The organism is Sphingomonas sp. GW821-FHT09E03 (genome assembly GCF_059416225.1).
Map to the genome: position 1 here is coordinate 349,744 of NZ_JBWKOS010000002.1, position 15,414 is coordinate 365,157.

The following is a 15,414-nucleotide window of genomic DNA, read 5'->3' on the forward strand; positions in this document are numbered from 1 at the left end:
TCGCAGGCGATCAATCCTTGGCCGTGGCGAGGGGCGTCAGCCAGGCTGCGATGTCGGTAAGCAGGTCGCGCGTCCGGTCGATCGCACCGGCCATCTGCAGAAAGGCATGGATCATGCCGGGGTAGCGATGGTGAACCACCGGCACGCCTGCCGCAGCGAGCCGCTGGCCATAGCCCGCGCCTTCGTCGCGCAAGGGATCGCATTGCGCGGTGGCGACGAATGCGGGCGGCAGGCCGGCGAGGTAAGCGAGGATTGGTGAGGCAAGCGGGTCGGTGCGCGCGGCGTCGTCGCCCAGGTACAGATCGATCTGCCGTTCCAAGTCATGGCCGGCGATGACGTTGCCGTCTTCGCTGCGCCGCGAGCCATATCGCGCGTCGCGGCGAAGATCGGTGTTGGGGTAGAGCAGCAGCTGTCCCGCGATCGAGGGACCGTCGCGATCGCGTGCGAGCATCGCCAGCGCGGTGGCGATCGTCCCGCCGATGCTGTCGCCCGACACCACAATCCGCGGCGCATCCTTGGCGATTGCGAGCAGGGCCGCATAGCATTCCTCCAGCATGGCCGGAAAGCGACTGTCCGGCGCAAGCCGATAGTCGGGCGCGGCGACCTGCCAGCCGCTGTGATGGGCGAGGAGCCGCAACGCCGGATCATGGATGTCGAGCGACCCGGCGATCCCGCCGCCGCCGTGGATGTGGAAGAGGACCGCGCCCGAGCGCGCCGCGGGATTGAACAGTCGGATTGGCGTGCTGCCGGCCATCACCACCGCGGTGCTGTCGAGCGGCATCGCGGCCCCGCTAAATTCCCGCAGCAGCGCGGTCTGGTAGCGGAAGGTGGCGAGCCACGTGTCATCGTCGGTATCGGGATCGCTCGCGGGTACGAGGGCTGCCAATCGCTTGAGCACCGCTGCTGCCTGAGTGTCCATGCAACTCTCCTTGTCGAGGCATGAACGCCACGGCGCGTGCGTGGTGCCGGAACCGCAGCCGGGCCCGCCGATTGAGCAAGGATATCGGCAGGAGTGACGGCATGGATCTGGGTATCAAGGGGCGCATTGCGCTGGTCAGCGGCGCGGATTCGGGAATCGGCAAGGAAACCGCACGGCTGCTGCTCGCCGAGGGTGTGCGGGTCGCGATCACCGACAAGCCGGGTGGCGATCTCGCGGCTGCCCATGCCGAGCTCGCCGCGCTGGGCGAGGTGATCGCGGTCGAGGCCGACGTCACCGATCTGGCCGATGTCCACCGCCTGTTCGACGCGGCTACCACCACGCTCGGCGCGCCCGACATCTACGTCAACGCCGCCGGCGTCACTGGCGCGACCGGCGATTTCCTCGATGTCGACGACGCCGGCTGGCACGACACGCTGGAGACGAACCTGATGGGCGCGGTGCGGATGTGCCGCGCGGCGATCCCGGCGATGCGGCGCAACGGCTGGGGACGGATCGTGCTGATCGCGTCCGAAGATGCGGTGCAGCCTTATGTCGACGAACTCGCTTATTGCGCGTCCAAGGCCGGTATCCTCAGCCTCGCCAAGGGCCTGTCCAAGGCCTATGGCGCCGAGAACGTGCTGGTGAACAGCGTCTCGCCCGCCTTCATCGCGACGCCGATGACGGATGCGATGATGCGCAAGCGCGCGGACGAACAGGGCACCAGTGTCGATCAGGCGATCGAGAGCTTCCTCGCGGAAGAGCGCCCGGGGATGACGCTCAAGCGCCGCGGCGACCCCGAGGAGGTCGCGGCGGCGATCGTCTTCCTGTGTTCGGAGCAGGCAAGCTTCATCAACGGCGCGGGACTGCGGGTCGATTCAGGGTCGGTCGCGACGATCTCGACCTGACGAGCGCTTCGCCGGCACGCAAGGACTGCGCAGGCCGGTCGGCTTGGTTATGAAGGGCCATGATTCTCATGGTGTCATTCGCGCTCATCCTCCTTGCCCCGGCCAGCACGGCCAGTCCGGCGATTGCGCCCGGGCGGTGGGACGTGACGTCGACCGTCACCGAAATGTCGCTGCCCGGCGTGCCCGGCTTCATCGTCCGCATGATCCGCGGCAAATCCAAGGCGGAGCACAAGCGACTGACGGCAGGGCAGGGCCTCGAGGCGCTGATCGCCCCGGACCCGAAGGCGCAATGCCACATCGACAGTCAGCGGATCGAGGACGGCCGCTACAGCCAGGCATTGACCTGCCCGCAGAAGAAGGGCGCACCGCTCCGCATCGTGCGCGCCGGCACGTTCGATGGCAGTGGCTTCGTGGGCCGCGTCTCGATCACCGGGACCTCGCCCAAGGGGCCGATGTCGATGGTGCTGACCCAGCGCGCGGTGCGGATCGGTAACTAGCGCGGCGAGGGCCGCGGCCGGCGGGCTGCTCTTGCCTTGGGCGCGCGCGCTTGTTTTCCGACGCGGGTGGAGGCACGTCGAACCCGCATGGCTGTCGACGGTGATCTGGAAACGAAGCTGCTCGGGCCCGTCCTGCAGGATCGTGGCTGCGGCGACTGCACGGTGTGCTGCACCGTGCTGACGGTCGATGCGCCCGATCTGGTTAAGCCTGCGGGAACGCCCTGCGTCCATCTCACGCCCCGGGGGTGCGGCATCCATGCCATCCGGCCCGGCATCTGCCGGACGTGGTTCTGCGCGTGGCGACGCATCGCGGGCCTGCCGGACGAGGCCCGGCCGGACCTGAGCGGCCTGCTGGTGTCGCTCAATTTCGTGCGCGAGCCGCAGAATTGCCTGGAAGGCGTGTCGATCAACGTCCGGCTGCTCGCGGGCAGCGCCGCGATCGAGAATGGCATGGCCGCCGCCGTGCTCGACCAACTGTGCGACCAGCTGATCCCGGTCTGGTTCAGCGATGGATCCAAGAAGATGTTGATGCACCCGGCCGACGACGTCGCCCGCTTGGTCGTCTCGGGCGATTCCGCGCCCGCCGATCTCCGCGACGAGGTTGCCGCCTGGCGCGAACGCTATGGCGGTTTCGCCGCGGGCGGGCCGCTGCCGCACGGGTGACCCGCACCGCCGAGCCGCCCGCCCGCTCGCCGGACGCGTCGCTTGCTAGGCGGCGGCGCCCTTCACCGTGGAGGCGCGAAAGATCTGGTCGGTCGCGGCGGCCAGCGCGGCATCGAAGGTCGCATCGTCCATGTCGCGGCGCAGATCGCCGATCAGCGCACGCGAGAAGCTGGCGATCACGCCGTCGTTAACGGCAAGGCGCGCGCACGCCTCGTCGCGGCTATAGCCGCCCGACAGGGCGACCACGCGCATCACCCGCTCGTGGTGGACGAGGGGGGCGTAATGATTGGCCTCCTCGGGCAGGGTGAGCTTGATCATGATCTGCCGATCGGCGGGCAAGCGGTCTGCCGCGCGCAGCAGCTCGTCGCGCAGGATGCGCTCGGCGCCCGCCTTGTCCGGGCTGGTGATCAGGATCTCGGGCTCGAGGATGGGCAGCAGGCCGTGCGCGGCGATCGTCTCGGCGATCTCGATCTGCTGCGCGACGATCGCGGCGATGCCGCTCGGCGAGGCCTGACGGATGGTCGAGCGCATCTTGGTGCCGAAGATCCCCAGCCCGACGGCGCGTTCGAGCAGCGCATCGAGCCCGGGGATCGGCTTCATCAGGCTGACCCCGTCGGCCTCTTCCTGCAGCCCCTTGTCGACCTTGAGGAACGGCACGATCCCGCGATTCTCCCACAGGAAGGTCGGCACCGGCGTGCCGTCGACCGCGCCGTCCATCGTGGCCTCGAACAGGATCGCCGCAATCACCTCATCGCTGCGGAACGATGGCGCCGTCATGATCCGGACGCGCATGTCGTGGATAAGCCGGAACATCTCGGCATCGTCGTGATAGGCACTGTCGTCGACGCCATAGGCGCGCAGCGCGCCGGGGGTAGAGCCGCCGCTCTGGTCGAGCGCGGCGATAAAGCCGGCCTTGCCGGACATCTGGGTGGCCATCTTGCTGTTCATGATATTTGCTCGTTAGGGATCCGGCGGGGTGAACGTTCCAAGTTAGATCATGGCGCATCCCGGGCGCGTTAAAAGCGCGATCATGCGACAAGCGTTAAAAAAATGGGCTGCTGGGTGACCGATTGGCGAGCCGGGGCGGATAAGGCTCGTCGGTCGAGCGGCTCCAGCATCAAGGCTGGTTGGGCGCCATAACATACAGGTTCGATCGGATGAGCGATCCGGCTGGCATCTGCCGGCATTCGCCCGTATCCGCCCCCGATGGGTGAGATCGAGAGACTGGTTCCGTCGGGGGTCATTGAACAGTGGGTGTTCCACCTGCGGCGCCAGCGCTCACGCGCGCAGGATGCGCTATGGCTGCTCGATCAGGGCTACACGATCCATGACGGCCGCGAAGGTGTGCCGAGTGCCGACGCCAGCGATCGCTGGCGCGGCGAACAGCAGGCGATCGTGGAAGAGATCAATCACCTGCTCGAGCTCTACGATCGCATCAACCTGCGCTCGTCCGAGTTCATCGTCGCCGAGCGGACCACCGGGCGCCGATAGACCGACGCCAAGAACTGACCAGCGGCCGAACCTTCGCCTGATTGAGCAGGCCGAGGGACGGTTCAAGCCGCCGGCAGGATCAGCGCCGCCCGCAAGCCGCCGAGCGGCGACCGCACCAGCTCCAGCGCGCCGCCGTTCAACTCTGCGAGCTCCTGCGTAATCGGCAGGCCGAAGCCATGGCCATCGCCGCGTTCGTCGAGCCTGCGACCGGGTACCAGCGCCTCGCCGATCGCCTCATCCGTGAGGCCGGGCCCATCGTCCTCGATCGCCAGCTCAATCGCCGATCCGCTCGCGACAGCGGTGAGGGCGACCGCTGTGCGCGCGTACCGCCAGGCGTTGTCCAGCAAATTGCCGAGCATCTCGTCGAGGTCCTGCGGGTCTGCGGCGACGGCCTGATCCGGCGCCACCTCGATCGTCACCATCAGCGTGCGCTCGCTGTGGACGCCGCGCATCACCGCGGTGAGGTCGGCGATCGCTGGCGCGAGCACCGTCCGGGCCCGATAGCCGCTGCCCGGTGCGGCGGCGCGAGCGCGACCGAGGTGGTGGCGAACGCGGCGGTCGATGTCGGCGACCATCGCGCGCAAGTCGCCGTCGGTATCGCGGCCGCGTGTCGCCAGCTCGATGCCGAGCGCCGCGAGCGGCGTCTTCAGCCCATGGGCAAGGTTGGCGACATGGCGTCGCGCATGCTCGAGCTGGGCCTGGTTCTGATCGACCAGGGCGTTGAGCTCGGCGGCAAGGGGGGCAAGCTCGGCCGGCTGGTCTTCGGGGACGTGGCGCGCGCGGCCGGCGCGAACCTCGCCGAGCGCCGCCTGCAGCGTGCGTAACGGGCGCAGCCCGATGCGCAGCTGGACGATGCTGGCGAGCGCGAGCACCAGGCCGAGGATCGCGAGCGAGCCGAGCAGCGGCACCATCGCCGCGCGCAACGGCGCCGTCGCGAGACGACGCGGGCCGCCGGCGACCACCGTTACCTCGCCGGCGGAGGTCGACACCGTTAATTCGCGAGCGTGGACGTGTTCCCCGGTCGCGGTGATGCCTTCGCCGGGCATGGCTGCCGTGCGCCCCTCGTGATGACCTCCGCGGTCGGTCAGGGCGCGGGGCGCCCGGCGAATCGTCATCGCATCACCGCCGGTCCATCGCCCGCGCGGCCCCTCGACCTGCCAGCCCCAGCCCCGGCCAGGGTCGTCGAACACCGGCAGGTTGACGATGCGGGTCCAATCGAGCGTGCCGTCGCTGCGCACCGCGCGCTGCAACATGGCGACTTCGGCGTCCAGCTGCTGATCGAGCCCGCGGATGACGAACCGCTCGAGCACATGGCCGATGCCGACGGCGGCGAACGCCAGCGCGAGGATCGTGGTCAGCGTCGAGATCGCCAGCAGCCGACCCGACAATGAACGGGGCAGCAGGCTCATGTCGGGCCTGCGGTGACGCGATAGCCGCGCCCGCGCACCGTCTCGATCATCGCGGCGCCGATCTTCTTGCGCAGCCGGCCGATGATCACCTCCACCGAGTTCGAATCGACCTCGGCATCGCCCTCATACACCCGCTCGATCAGCTCGCCGCGGTCCACGACCACGTCCTTGCGCAGCATCAGGACGGACAGCACCCGCCACTCAAGCGCGGTGAGCTTCAGGGGCAAGCCGTCGAGTTCGAAGGTGCCGAGCTGCGCATCGAAAATCAGCCGGCCACAGGTGACCAGCGCGCCGGCATGGCCGGCGGCACGGCGCACCAAAGCCCGCAGGCGCATGATCACCTCGTCGACGCGAAACGGCTTGGTGAGATAGTCGTCGGCGCCGGCCTTGAACCCGGCGACTTTTTCCGACCAGCCGTCCCGCGCCGTCAGGATCAGCACCGGCAGATCGCGTCCTTCGGCGCGCCACTCGCGCAGCACGGTGATGCCGTCCTTTCGGGGCAGGCCGAGGTCGAGCACCGCCGCATCGTAGCGTTCGGTCGAGCCGAGATGGCCGCCATCCACGCCGTCGGTGGCGATATCGACCGCGAACCGCTCGGCGCGCAGCGCGCGGGCGATGCCGTCGGCCAGCGTCGCGTCATCCTCAACCAGCAATATGCGCAAGACCGATCCTTTCGACGGCGACCTATTGTAGCAAGCCCAACTCAAACTGAACGGCGCGGTTCAGCGGGGTGGGGGGGCGGGCGTGTAACCAGGCTTCATCAACAAAAGGAGCATCCCATGTCCGATCAACAACATCGCCCCCGTTTCCATGTCGGCCGCCGGGCCAGACTTGCCGCCGTCGGCGCCGTGCTGCTGGCGGCGGGCGGCGCCACCGGCGCGATCGTGGTAGCTGAGACCCGCCCGTCTGCGACGATGGCACCAATCGTTCCAACCGCGATTCGCGCGCTCTCATCCACCGACATCGTCACGATCCGCGGTCGGGTCGTCGAGGTGTACGGCAGCAAGTTCGTGATGGAAGACAACAGCGGCCGCGCGCTGGTCGATACCGGGCATGAGGGGGACCGGCGCCAGCTGGTCGCCGTCGGTCAGCCCCTCATCGTTCAGGGCCGCTTCGACCGTGGCTTCGTGCACGCGGCCTTTGTGATCGGGCCGGACAGGAAGGTGGTGGCATTGGGGCCGCTTGCCGGGCCGAAACACGGGCCACATGGACCGCACGACGGCCACGGCGATGGCCCGGATGCGCCATTGCCTCCACGACCTGATGCGGCCGGCGTGGCTGCGCAGTCACGCTAGGCGCCGAGCCCATCATTGTCCGCCGTCTGATGCGGGGTTTCGGGGGAGCGGTCGTCCGCCGCTCCCCCGCACAGCTACGTGTCAGTCGTGCCGATCGCCGCCGTCGTGATCGCCGCGATGATGGCCATTGTGGCCGGAGCGATCGCTGTCGTGGCCGGGACGGCCATAGTGGCAGCCGCTCACGGTCAGACCGACGGCGAGCAGGGCGGCAAGGGTCGCAATCTTGGTACGCATGGGCACTCTCCTTCAGGAATAGGTGCAACCGGCGGCGATGCGACATCGTTCCTGCCGCGACATTCACCACGCGACAGCGCTGAGACCGCGGCCGGCACGCAGCCGCCAACTTACGATGCCGTGATCGGCGCCGAACGGTGTAGTGGCCTAGCCGGGGCGTCTCGCTCCAAAGGAAGACGACATGGCAAAAAGCCAGCAGAAGTCGAACAAGGAAGTTCGCAAGCCCAAGGCGGAAAAGGTCAAGACGATCGCCGCCAATGCCTCCACCAAGGACAATCCGGTCGCGATGGTCACGATCCGCAAATAAGCGGCGATCGGACGGGGAGGTCCGGCACGTTAGAGGGGACGCGCCTTGCCCTTTGAAGCATGCGCGTGGATCGTGCCACGTGCCGATGTGACGATCGTCGGCGGACGCTGAAGGGCCAACCCGGAACGATCACCAGCCTGGTTCATCCATCGATCGTTAAGCCTGCGGGCAGATGCCGGCACTGCCATGCACAGGATCGTCACGCCGCTCGCTCGTATCGCTCTCGGATTCATCATTGTCGGCAACCGCTGTCGCGTCGGGTTGACGCGGCGGTGGCTGGCGCCGGCGATGCTGCTGGTCGCGATCGTCTGTGCCGCGCCCGCCTCGGCATGCACCGTATCAACGACGAACGCGGCGCTCGGCACTTACTCCCCCAGTGCGCTCAAGGCCAAGGTCGTGCCGGTCACCAGGGCACGGGCAGGCCTGCAATGCAGCTTCGCGCTGCTCAACCTCCTCGGCGGCGACTATGTGAGGGCGACGTTCTTCAGCGCCAACACCTTCAAGCTGGTCCGGGACGGCGGCGACGGGAGCATCGGCTATAAGGCGTCGGCCGACGAGGCCGGCGCCTATGCCGCCGTTCAGGGCTCGACGGTTGATTACACCCAGAACAATTTGCTCAACCTGTTGGGCCTGCTCGGCAGCAGCAACGCCGATCTGCCGATCTTCATCAAACCCGACGATGCCGTGTTCCCGCCGGTCGGCGTGTACAAGGATACGATCACCATCGCCTGGAGCTGGAACATCTGCACCGGCATCGGCCTGCTCGGCGCATGCGTCGGCACGCCCGACAAGAGCGTCGGCACCTCGGTGATCGACGTCACGCTGACCGTCACGCCGGTCGCGGCGGTGATCACCACCAGCTCGGCCACGACCTGGGATCCGGTCAACAAGGCCATCAATCCGCGCGACCTGCCAGGCAGCCGGCGTGCGCTGTCGGTGACGTTCCGCAACCCGGACATCGCGCCGTTCGACAGCCCGTTTGTCGATGTCATCGTCGGCACCCCCGGCGGGACGGCGATCGCGCTCGACGGCGATGGCACGTCGCAAGCGGCGGCGATCACCTATGCCGATGGCTCGCCGGCCTCGTCGCTCGCCGTCCGCTATACCAATCCATCTGATCCTGGAGACGATGTCGATTTCTCGGCGGACGGCGGCGCCAGCTGGAGCTACGTCCCCGTGGCCGGCGACCTGGCATCGCAGGGCGCGGTGACCAATGTCAGAATTCGCGCGCGTGGCACGATGGCGGCCGGCTCGTCCTTCTCGGTGCGTATACCCTATCTGGTGCGATAAGACCGGAAAGTCGGCAGGGACCGTGCGCGGTCTTGGCGCGTTATGCCCTTGCTATCGGTCGTAAACTCCTCCCGCGGCCGGTCTTCCAAAGGATGTGAATGACCGAATTCGTCTGCGACGTCGCCGTGATCGGCGCCGGCACCGCCGGCCTTGCCGCCGAACGGACCGCGCGCCGCGCCGGCGCCAAGACCCTGCTGATCGACGACGGCTTTACCGGTTCGACCTGCGCCACCGTCGGCTGCATGCCTTCCAAGCTGCTGATCACCGCGGCAGCCGCCGCCCATGGCGTTCGCACCGCCGGTACCTTCGGGATTGATGTGGCCCCGCCCCGCGTGGACGGTGTCGCCGTGCTCGCACGGGTCCGCACGCAGCGCGACGCCTTCGTGTCGGGCATGCTCACGTCGATCGAGAAGCTGCCCGAGGAAATCAAGGTAAACGCCCGCGCGACGTTCAGCGGTACCGATACGTTGGCGCTCGACAGTGGCGATACCGTCCGTGCCAAGGCGATCGTCATCGCCACCGGCTCGCATCCACAAGTGCCCGAGCCGTTTGCCGCATTGGGCGATCTGGTGCTGACCAACGAGACGATCTTCGACCTTGCCGATCTTCCCCGGTCGCTGGCCGTGATCGGCGCCGGCGCGCTGGGGATCGAACTTGCCCAGGCGATGGCGCGCCTGGGCGTCGAGGTCGCGGTGTTCGACAAGGGCGATACGCTGGCGGGGCTCAAGGACGCGATGGTCGCCGATGCGCTGCACACGATCTTGGCGCGGGACATGGATGTGCACCTCGGCGTCGACACCGCGCCGACCCGCGAGGGCGAGCAGGCGGTGCTGCGTTGGACCGGCGCCAGCGAGGGCATGCGGGCGTTCGACAAGGTGCTGGTCGCCGCCGGGCGGCCGCCCTCGCTCGATGGCCTGAGCCTCGATAAAACCGGGCTCGACCTCGACGACCACGGCGTGCCGCTGTTCGACCGCACGACCATGCAATGCGGCCAATCGGCGATCTTCCTCGCCGGCGACGCCGATGCGGATGCGCCGGTGCTGCACGAGGCATCGTCGGAAGGCGCGATTGCCGGCCGCAATGCCGCCAGCTTTCCCGATGTCCACCAGTCGGAGCGCAGCGTCCCCTTTTCCATTACCTTCACCGACCCGCCGGTCGCGGTGGTCGGCAAGCCGAGCGAGGACGACAGCGTGATCGGCGTGTCGCCCTATGACGACCAGGGCCGCGCCAAGATCATGGCGCAGGCCGAGGGGCTGGTGCGCCTCTATGCGTCACGGCCCGACGGTCGGCTGACCGGTGCGGCGATGGTGGGGCCGGGCATGGATCATATCGGTCATCTGCTCGCCTGGGCGATCGGTCGCGGCGAAACGGCGACCAGCCTGCTCGATCTGCCCTTCTACCACCCGACGCTTGAAGAGGGCCTCAAGGCCGGGCTGCGCGAGATCTGCCACACCGTTCACGCGCCGATCCCGGATGATCAGGACGAAGGCAGCCCCGCCGGCGGCTGATCCGGGCACGCACTTCAGTTTGAGGACATTTCCATGCTCACGCTCCACATGCTCGAATATTCCCGCGGCCTGCGCATCGTCTGGCTGCTCGAGGCGCTCGGCACGCCCTATGAGGTCGTCACCTACCAGCGCGACGCCGAGATGCACGCGCCGCCCGCGCTGAAGGCGATCCATCCGCTCGGCAAGTCGCCGGTGATCGTCGATGGCGACCTCACCCTCGCCGAATCCGCGACGATCCTGCGCTATCTCCACGATGCCTACGGCGATGGCCGCTTCGCGCCCGCCAAGGGCAGCAATGCCCACGCGCTCCACGAGGAATGGCTCGATTACGTCGAGAGTTCGGCGATGCAGCCGATGATCATCGCGCTGATGGACCGGCTGCGCGGCGGGGTCGGCGCGACGATGACCGGCATGGCCGATGCCGCGATCCCGCGGTCGCTGGACTACATTGCCGATGGCGTCGGCACCAAGCCGTTCCTGATGGGCGACGTGCCGATGCTCGCCGATATCCAGATGATCTATCTGTTCGCGATCGCCGAGCGGGCCGGCGTGCTGGCCGATCATCCGCGCGCCGCCGCTTATTGGCAGCGGTTACAGGATCATCCAGGCTTCCGCCGCGCGGTCGAGGTCGCCGGCCCGATCATGCCGCCGAACGCCTGAGGAGACACGCCATGCCCATCCCCATCGACCAACTCGATGCAATCCGCGCCGACTGCCGGCGGCTGGTGACCAAGCGATCGCTGATGGCAGCCGGCGCCGCGGTGGTGCCGGTGCCCGGCGTCGACATGGTCGCCGACGTCGGCCTGCTGGCCAGCCTGCTGCCCGATATCAGCCGGCGCTTCGGCCTCGACGCCAAGCAGGTGGCGAGGCTCGAACCGCATGTCGCCGAGCGGGTGTTCGTGATCGCGTCGAGCATGGGCAACACCATGATCGGCCGCATGGTCACCAAGCGGCTGGTGACGGCGCTGCTGCGCCGGGTGGCGACCCGCGTCGCCGCAGCTTCGGTCGCCAAATATGTGCCAGTGGTGGGGTCAGGGATCGCTGCGGGGATCAGCTTCGGCGCGATGAAGCTGGTCGGCAACGCCCATATCGAGGACTGCTACCGTATCGCCCGGGACCTGCCCTGACCTGATGGCAAAAGGGAGCGACCGGGCATCGCCCGGCCACTCCCATGCCGTCGGGATCAATCAGATCAGGATTTGAGCGCCTTGGCCATGTTGAGGTGTGCCGCGACGGTCGGCACGAGGCCGGTCGCGAACGTCTTGAGCGCGGGCACGTCGCCGGTCGCGGCATAGCCCTTGAGCGTGTCCAGCGTCTGCTGATGCGCCGCGGTCTGCTCGGCGATGTAGTCCTGATCGAAGTCCGCACCGGTCTTGGCGGTGAGCGCGGCGAGCTTCTGCTCCTGCTCGGCGTTGAGCGCCGGGTTCGGCGTGATCGCCGGGGTGAGGCCGGCGGCGGTTGCCTTGAGCTTGGCGGTCGAGGCGGTGTGCGCGTCGATCATCTTCTGCGCATACTTCTTGATCGCTGCCGACGACGAGGTGGCGAGCGCCGCCTTGGAGGTGGCGATCTCGAACGCATCGCTGGCCGCTGCCATGTTGGCGAAGGACTGGCCGCCCGACGCGACCGGCATCGCCGCTGTGTTGTTGTCGATCGCCATCGTGTCGTTGGCAACGACGGTGTTGCTTGTGGTCGCTGCCTCTTCCTTGTGGCCACAGGCCGCGAGGCCCAGGCTCGCCGCGGTCAGCAGCATCACGCCCTTGATCATTGTCATCATCCCCGACTGTTTCGTCGCAGCACGAACGTCCATGCCGCGGCGGCGTTCCGGCCGGGTGTCACGTTGGCGGATAGGACCTTTGTCCGACGGTCCTCGTTCTAGTCGATAACTCGCGGGGTGGCTCCGCGGGATCAGCGCAGGGACCTGACAGATGAGCATTTTCGGCAGCATCATGAACAAGATCTTCCACCATCCGAGCGCCGCCGCTGCAACGGCGTCGGCTCCTGCCCAGGCGACCACCCCGGCCGCGCCCGCAACCGCCGCAACGCCCGCCGCTGCGCCGCCCGCCGCTGCTGCCGCCCCGCAGTCGGTCGACGTCGGCGCCGTGCTCGCGGAAATGGCATCGATGAAGGACGGCGGCGGCAATTACCAAAGCTCTATCGTCGATCTGCTCAAGCTGCTCGACCTCGATTCCAGCCTCGCCGCGCGCAAGGAACTGGCCAACGAGCTCAACGTCCACGCGGGCGCGGATGGCAGCGCCGAGGAAAATATCGCGCTGCACAAGGCGGTGATGGCCAAGCTTGCCGACAATGGCGGCATTGTGCCGGACAGCCTGCGCAACTGATCGCTCGATTGCGGCAAGGCCGGGGCGTACCGGTCCTGCATCACCGTCAAGGCGGCCGGAGGGGCAGCGAAGCAGATCATGCTTCGCTGCCCCTCTGTCTGTCACAACAACAACAGCGCGTTCGACAGACTAATCTATATCAATACGTTTACCCGCCAACGTTGGAAACTGCGGAGAATGAAAGAGTTGGGCTCGCCAGGAGATTGCCATGCCCCGCTATCACTTCCGTGTCGACGGCGACCAGCCGCCCATTGACGGCGATTACTTCGAGCTGCCGGATATCAAGACCGCGCGGTCCCAGGCTGTGATCCTGACCGGTGCGATGCTGCAGGAGGTGGACGGCGATTTCTGGCAGGAGAGTTATTGGCGGCTCGACCTGCTCGACGATACCGGACTGTTGCTCTCGTCGATCGAGGTCCAGGGGTCGACGGCGCCGGCCGCCAACCCGCCGGGGCTGCCACCACCAAGCGCCGGTTGAGCAGGCGCGCCAAAGCTTTCGTACTGAACGGTATAGAAAGCCTGAATTGAGTCGCTGTCGGCAAGGGTTATCTCCACGCACTGCTTGTGGAGATACACGATGACCGATCTGAATGGAAAAATCGCGCTGGTGACCGGCGCCTCGCGCGGGCTGGGCCGCGCCACTGCGATCGGGCTGGCGGCCCGTGGTGCAAGGGTGCTCGTCCATTATGGGGCGAGCGCCGACGCGGCCGAGGCGGTGGTCGCCCAGATCCGCGCCGACGGCGGCGAAGCCGAGGCGATCGGCGCCGATCTCGGCGCGGCGGATGGCGCGCATCGGCTTGCCGATGCGGTCCGCGCACGCGGGATCGCGCGGCTCCATGTGCTCGTCGCCAATGCCGGTATCGCCGATCTGGCGTCGATCGAGGATCAGACCGTCGACTCATTCGACCGCCACTTCGCGATCAACGTCCGCGCCCCCTTCTTCCTGGTCCAGCAATTGCTGCCGATCCTCGGTGAGGGCAGCAGCGTGATCTTCCTGTCGTCGGTGGTGGCGCGGGTGGCGTTCGACGGTACCACGATCTACTCGGCGACCAAGGGCGCGGTCGAGGTGCTTACCCGCAATCTCGCCAAGGAACTCGGCCCCCGCGGGATCCGCGTCAACGCGATCGCGCCCGGCGCGATCGACACCGACATGGCGCAGGTGTTCCTCGGCACCGAGGAAGGCCGCGAGTATATTAAGTCGCTGCAGGCGCTGAAGCGAATCGGCCAGCCCGACGACATCGCCGATGCCGTGCTGTTCCTCGCCTCGGATCAGTCACGCTGGGTAGCCGGCCGCTCGCTCGAGGTCAGCGGCGGCGCCAACCTGTGATGGTGTGAAGGGCAGCGACGCGGTCGCCGCTGCCCTTCATCGCTCAGGCCGATTGGGGAATGACGCTGATCAGTTCGTCCTCGCTCGGCTCCTTGGCGGGCTTGAGCGTAAGCGCCTGGTCCGGCTGCACATAACGGCTGCGCTGGAACGGCTCGAGCGACACCGTCTCGCCGCGGTCGAGCGATTGCTCCACCGCGGCGAGCACGCGCATGTCGCACCAGCCTTCCTCGCCATCGGCCTGCGGGGCACGATCCTCGAGAATACAGGCAGAGAAGTACTGCGTCTCGTTGCCGAACTGCTCGACGGGGTCGAAGCGGTGCTTCTTGCTGCCCTCCTCGGTGGTTTCGGTATAAGCGATGCCCACCTTGGGGCCGAACATGAAGCAGGGATCGGCGTGGATGGTGGCCTTGGTGCCGACCAGGGTGAAATTCTCGGCCGAGGCGCTGGCATAGCTAACGGTGAACTGTGCCACCCGCTCGCCCGGAAAGCGTAGCGTCACCGCGACCGTGTCGTGGAAGTTGAAGCCGCGGCCGGGAGTCTTAGTGCCGATCGCGTGGACTGCGATCGGCTCGGCGGCAAACAGGTTGCGCACCGCGTTGAGCGGATAGGTGCCCATGTCGGGTACCGGGCCGCCCCAATAACCGTTGTGGCCGCGCGAATTGGCCTCGGCGACATTTTGCGTGAACACGCCGGTGAATGCGAGCAACTCGCCGAACTCGCCCCCTTGCGCGCGGGTGAACATCTCGACGTTGCCCGGCTCGTGGTGCAGGCGATAGGCGACCATTAGCTTGGCGCCGCCCTTGCGCTGGGCGGCGATGATCTGTTCGGCCTCGGCGACGCTGGAGGCCATCGGCTTTTCGAGCAGCACGTGGATGCCCGCCTCCAGCGCCTTCACGGCATAGGGCGTGTGGAGGAAATTGGGGGTTGCGACATAGACCGCGTCTATCTCGCCCGAGGCGAGCAACTGATCATAATCGTCATAGGACCAGGCCTTGACGCCGTAATTGCCGGCGAGCTTGTCGGCCTTGACCGGGTCGCCGGTGACCAGCGCGACCAGCTCGGAATTGTCGGTGCGCGCGATGCCGGGCATGAACGCCTGTTGCGAAATCTGGCCGCCTGCCACCACGGCATAGCGGATCTTCTTGGTATGTCCGAACATCGTCGTCTCCGGTGCTGCATGCTGGATAGCTGTCGACCCAACGAGGCGCCGCCGCGATTGTTGCGCTGCGG

General features: G+C 67.4%; 20 protein-coding genes. 13 read left to right on the forward strand and 7 right to left on the reverse strand.

Going from position 1 to position 15,414, the window contains the following annotated elements; translation table 11 throughout:
- Window positions 1-10: 10 nt before the first annotated feature.
- On the reverse strand, window positions 11-919 hold the full coding sequence (locus AC07M8_RS05975; protein WP_495173461.1) for an alpha/beta hydrolase: 909 nt from the start codon (window positions 917-919) through the stop codon (window positions 11-13).
- 101 nt (window positions 920-1,020) lie between these two features.
- Between AC07M8_RS05975 and AC07M8_RS05980 the strand changes: the two genes are divergently transcribed.
- From AC07M8_RS05980 to AC07M8_RS05990, 3 genes are all read left to right on the forward strand, one after another.
- Entirely contained in the window at window positions 1,021-1,824 is an 804-nt protein-coding gene (locus AC07M8_RS05980) for an SDR family NAD(P)-dependent oxidoreductase (protein WP_495173462.1), read from the forward strand.
- Between the two features lie 68 nt (window positions 1,825-1,892).
- Window positions 1,893-2,321 carry a DUF3617 domain-containing protein gene (locus AC07M8_RS05985; protein WP_495173777.1) on the forward strand — a complete coding sequence of 143 codons (429 nt, stop codon included), beginning with the start codon at window positions 1,893-1,895 and terminating at the stop codon, window positions 2,319-2,321.
- A gap of 87 nt (window positions 2,322-2,408) precedes the next feature.
- Entirely contained in the window at window positions 2,409-2,984 is a 576-nt protein-coding gene (locus tag AC07M8_RS05990) for a YkgJ family cysteine cluster protein (RefSeq protein WP_495173463.1), read from the forward strand.
- A 45-nt stretch (window positions 2,985-3,029) separates the two neighbouring features.
- On the opposite strand, the gene AC07M8_RS05995 is transcribed toward AC07M8_RS05990, so the two are convergent.
- Window positions 3,030-3,935: a fructose bisphosphate aldolase gene (locus AC07M8_RS05995; RefSeq protein ID WP_495173778.1), complete on the reverse strand. Its 906-nt coding sequence runs from the start codon at window positions 3,933-3,935 to the stop codon at window positions 3,030-3,032.
- A 255-nt stretch (window positions 3,936-4,190) separates the two neighbouring features.
- Here AC07M8_RS05995 and AC07M8_RS06000 point away from each other — a divergent pair, with 255 nt between their 5' ends.
- Window positions 4,191-4,475, forward strand: a complete 285-nt coding sequence (locus AC07M8_RS06000) for a hypothetical protein (protein ID WP_495173464.1) — start codon at window positions 4,191-4,193, stop codon at window positions 4,473-4,475.
- Window positions 4,476-4,537: 62 nt separating this feature from the next.
- On the opposite strand, the gene AC07M8_RS06005 is transcribed toward AC07M8_RS06000, so the two are convergent.
- Window positions 4,538-5,884, reverse strand: coding sequence for a sensor histidine kinase (locus AC07M8_RS06005; protein WP_495173465.1), 1,347 nt, complete (start codon window positions 5,882-5,884; stop codon window positions 4,538-4,540).
- Window positions 5,881-6,546 carry a response regulator transcription factor gene (locus AC07M8_RS06010; protein WP_495173466.1) on the reverse strand — a complete coding sequence of 222 codons (666 nt, stop codon included), beginning with the start codon at window positions 6,544-6,546 and terminating at the stop codon, window positions 5,881-5,883. Before AC07M8_RS06010 ends, AC07M8_RS06005 begins: the two co-directional genes overlap by 4 nt.
- A gap of 117 nt (window positions 6,547-6,663) precedes the next feature.
- On the opposite strand from AC07M8_RS06010, the gene AC07M8_RS06015 reads away from it, so the two are divergent.
- Complete coding sequence (locus tag AC07M8_RS06015) at window positions 6,664-7,179, forward strand: hypothetical protein (protein ID WP_495173467.1); 516 nt, start codon at window positions 6,664-6,666, stop codon at window positions 7,177-7,179.
- An 81-nt stretch (window positions 7,180-7,260) separates the two neighbouring features.
- On the opposite strand, the gene AC07M8_RS06020 is transcribed toward AC07M8_RS06015, so the two are convergent.
- On the reverse strand, window positions 7,261-7,413 hold the full coding sequence (locus AC07M8_RS06020; RefSeq protein ID WP_495173468.1) for a hypothetical protein: 153 nt from the start codon (window positions 7,411-7,413) through the stop codon (window positions 7,261-7,263).
- A gap of 181 nt (window positions 7,414-7,594) precedes the next feature.
- On the opposite strand from AC07M8_RS06020, the gene AC07M8_RS06025 reads away from it, so the two are divergent.
- The 5 genes from AC07M8_RS06025 to AC07M8_RS06045 all read left to right on the forward strand — a co-directional run bounded on the left by AC07M8_RS06025 (window position 7,595) and on the right by AC07M8_RS06045 (window position 11,645).
- Window positions 7,595-7,720, forward strand: coding sequence for a hypothetical protein (locus AC07M8_RS06025; protein ID WP_267396616.1), 126 nt, complete (start codon window positions 7,595-7,597; stop codon window positions 7,718-7,720).
- Between the two features lie 186 nt (window positions 7,721-7,906).
- Window positions 7,907-9,010 (forward strand): spore coat protein U domain-containing protein, encoded by a 1,104-nt coding sequence (locus AC07M8_RS06030; protein WP_495173469.1) that lies wholly within the window; start codon window positions 7,907-7,909, stop codon window positions 9,008-9,010.
- 98 nt (window positions 9,011-9,108) lie between these two features.
- Window positions 9,109-10,518 (forward strand): dihydrolipoyl dehydrogenase, encoded by a 1,410-nt coding sequence (locus AC07M8_RS06035; RefSeq protein WP_495173470.1) that lies wholly within the window; start codon window positions 9,109-9,111, stop codon window positions 10,516-10,518.
- A gap of 33 nt (window positions 10,519-10,551) precedes the next feature.
- Entirely contained in the window at window positions 10,552-11,178 is a 627-nt protein-coding gene (locus tag AC07M8_RS06040) for a glutathione S-transferase family protein (RefSeq protein ID WP_495173471.1), read from the forward strand.
- A gap of 11 nt (window positions 11,179-11,189) precedes the next feature.
- On the forward strand, window positions 11,190-11,645 hold the full coding sequence (locus AC07M8_RS06045; RefSeq protein ID WP_495173472.1) for a hypothetical protein: 456 nt from the start codon (window positions 11,190-11,192) through the stop codon (window positions 11,643-11,645).
- A gap of 65 nt (window positions 11,646-11,710) precedes the next feature.
- Here the strand turns inward: AC07M8_RS06045 and AC07M8_RS06050 are convergent, their stop codons facing one another.
- On the reverse strand, window positions 11,711-12,289 hold the full coding sequence (locus tag AC07M8_RS06050; protein ID WP_495173473.1) for a DUF4142 domain-containing protein: 579 nt from the start codon (window positions 12,287-12,289) through the stop codon (window positions 11,711-11,713).
- Window positions 12,290-12,443: 154 nt separating this feature from the next.
- Between AC07M8_RS06050 and AC07M8_RS06055 the strand changes: the two genes are divergently transcribed.
- The 3 genes from AC07M8_RS06055 (at window position 12,444) to AC07M8_RS06065 (ending at window position 14,184) form a co-directional block, all read left to right on the forward strand.
- The gene (locus AC07M8_RS06055) at window positions 12,444-12,857 is read left to right on the forward strand and encodes a DUF3597 family protein (RefSeq protein ID WP_495173474.1); all 414 of its coding nucleotides are present in this window, start codon (window positions 12,444-12,446) and stop codon (window positions 12,855-12,857) included.
- A 208-nt stretch (window positions 12,858-13,065) separates the two neighbouring features.
- Complete coding sequence (locus tag AC07M8_RS06060) at window positions 13,066-13,335, forward strand: DUF6894 family protein (RefSeq protein ID WP_495173475.1); 270 nt, start codon at window positions 13,066-13,068, stop codon at window positions 13,333-13,335.
- A 99-nt stretch (window positions 13,336-13,434) separates the two neighbouring features.
- Window positions 13,435-14,184, forward strand: coding sequence for an SDR family NAD(P)-dependent oxidoreductase (locus AC07M8_RS06065; protein WP_495173476.1), 750 nt, complete (start codon window positions 13,435-13,437; stop codon window positions 14,182-14,184).
- Window positions 14,185-14,227: 43 nt separating this feature from the next.
- Here the strand turns inward: AC07M8_RS06065 and AC07M8_RS06070 are convergent, their stop codons facing one another.
- Entirely contained in the window at window positions 14,228-15,343 is a 1,116-nt protein-coding gene (locus tag AC07M8_RS06070; RefSeq protein ID WP_495173477.1) for a Gfo/Idh/MocA family protein, read from the reverse strand.
- Window positions 15,344-15,414 lie beyond the last annotated feature (71 nt).

Excerpts from the sequence above, each read along its gene's own strand:
- AC07M8_RS05975 (WP_495173461.1), bottom strand. The coding sequence starts at position 919 with ATGGACACTCAGGCAGCAGCGGTGCTCAAGCGATTGGCAGCCCTCGTA.
- AC07M8_RS05980 (WP_495173462.1), top strand. The coding sequence starts at position 1,021 with ATGGATCTGGGTATCAAGGGGCGCATTGCGCTGGTCAGCGGCGCGGAT.
- AC07M8_RS05985 (WP_495173777.1), top strand. The coding sequence starts at position 1,893 with ATGGTGTCATTCGCGCTCATCCTCCTTGCCCCGGCCAGCACGGCCAGT.
- AC07M8_RS05990 (WP_495173463.1), top strand. The coding sequence starts at position 2,409 with ATGGCTGTCGACGGTGATCTGGAAACGAAGCTGCTCGGGCCCGTCCTG.
- AC07M8_RS06000 (WP_495173464.1), top strand. The coding sequence starts at position 4,191 with ATGGGTGAGATCGAGAGACTGGTTCCGTCGGGGGTCATTGAACAGTGG.
- AC07M8_RS06005 (WP_495173465.1), bottom strand. The coding sequence starts at position 5,884 with ATGAGCCTGCTGCCCCGTTCATTGTCGGGTCGGCTGCTGGCGATCTCG.
- AC07M8_RS06015 (WP_495173467.1), top strand. The coding sequence starts at position 6,664 with ATGTCCGATCAACAACATCGCCCCCGTTTCCATGTCGGCCGCCGGGCC.
- AC07M8_RS06020 (WP_495173468.1), bottom strand. The coding sequence starts at position 7,413 with ATGCGTACCAAGATTGCGACCCTTGCCGCCCTGCTCGCCGTCGGTCTG.
- AC07M8_RS06025 (WP_267396616.1), top strand. The coding sequence starts at position 7,595 with ATGGCAAAAAGCCAGCAGAAGTCGAACAAGGAAGTTCGCAAGCCCAAG.
- AC07M8_RS06030 (WP_495173469.1), top strand. The coding sequence starts at position 7,907 with ATGCACAGGATCGTCACGCCGCTCGCTCGTATCGCTCTCGGATTCATC.
- AC07M8_RS06035 (WP_495173470.1), top strand. The coding sequence starts at position 9,109 with ATGACCGAATTCGTCTGCGACGTCGCCGTGATCGGCGCCGGCACCGCC.
- AC07M8_RS06040 (WP_495173471.1), top strand. The coding sequence starts at position 10,552 with ATGCTCACGCTCCACATGCTCGAATATTCCCGCGGCCTGCGCATCGTC.
- AC07M8_RS06045 (WP_495173472.1), top strand. The coding sequence starts at position 11,190 with ATGCCCATCCCCATCGACCAACTCGATGCAATCCGCGCCGACTGCCGG.
- AC07M8_RS06050 (WP_495173473.1), bottom strand. The coding sequence starts at position 12,289 with ATGACAATGATCAAGGGCGTGATGCTGCTGACCGCGGCGAGCCTGGGC.
- AC07M8_RS06055 (WP_495173474.1), top strand. The coding sequence starts at position 12,444 with ATGAGCATTTTCGGCAGCATCATGAACAAGATCTTCCACCATCCGAGC.
- AC07M8_RS06060 (WP_495173475.1), top strand. The coding sequence starts at position 13,066 with ATGCCCCGCTATCACTTCCGTGTCGACGGCGACCAGCCGCCCATTGAC.
- AC07M8_RS06065 (WP_495173476.1), top strand. The coding sequence starts at position 13,435 with ATGACCGATCTGAATGGAAAAATCGCGCTGGTGACCGGCGCCTCGCGC.
- AC07M8_RS06070 (WP_495173477.1), bottom strand. The coding sequence starts at position 15,343 with ATGTTCGGACATACCAAGAAGATCCGCTATGCCGTGGTGGCAGGCGGC.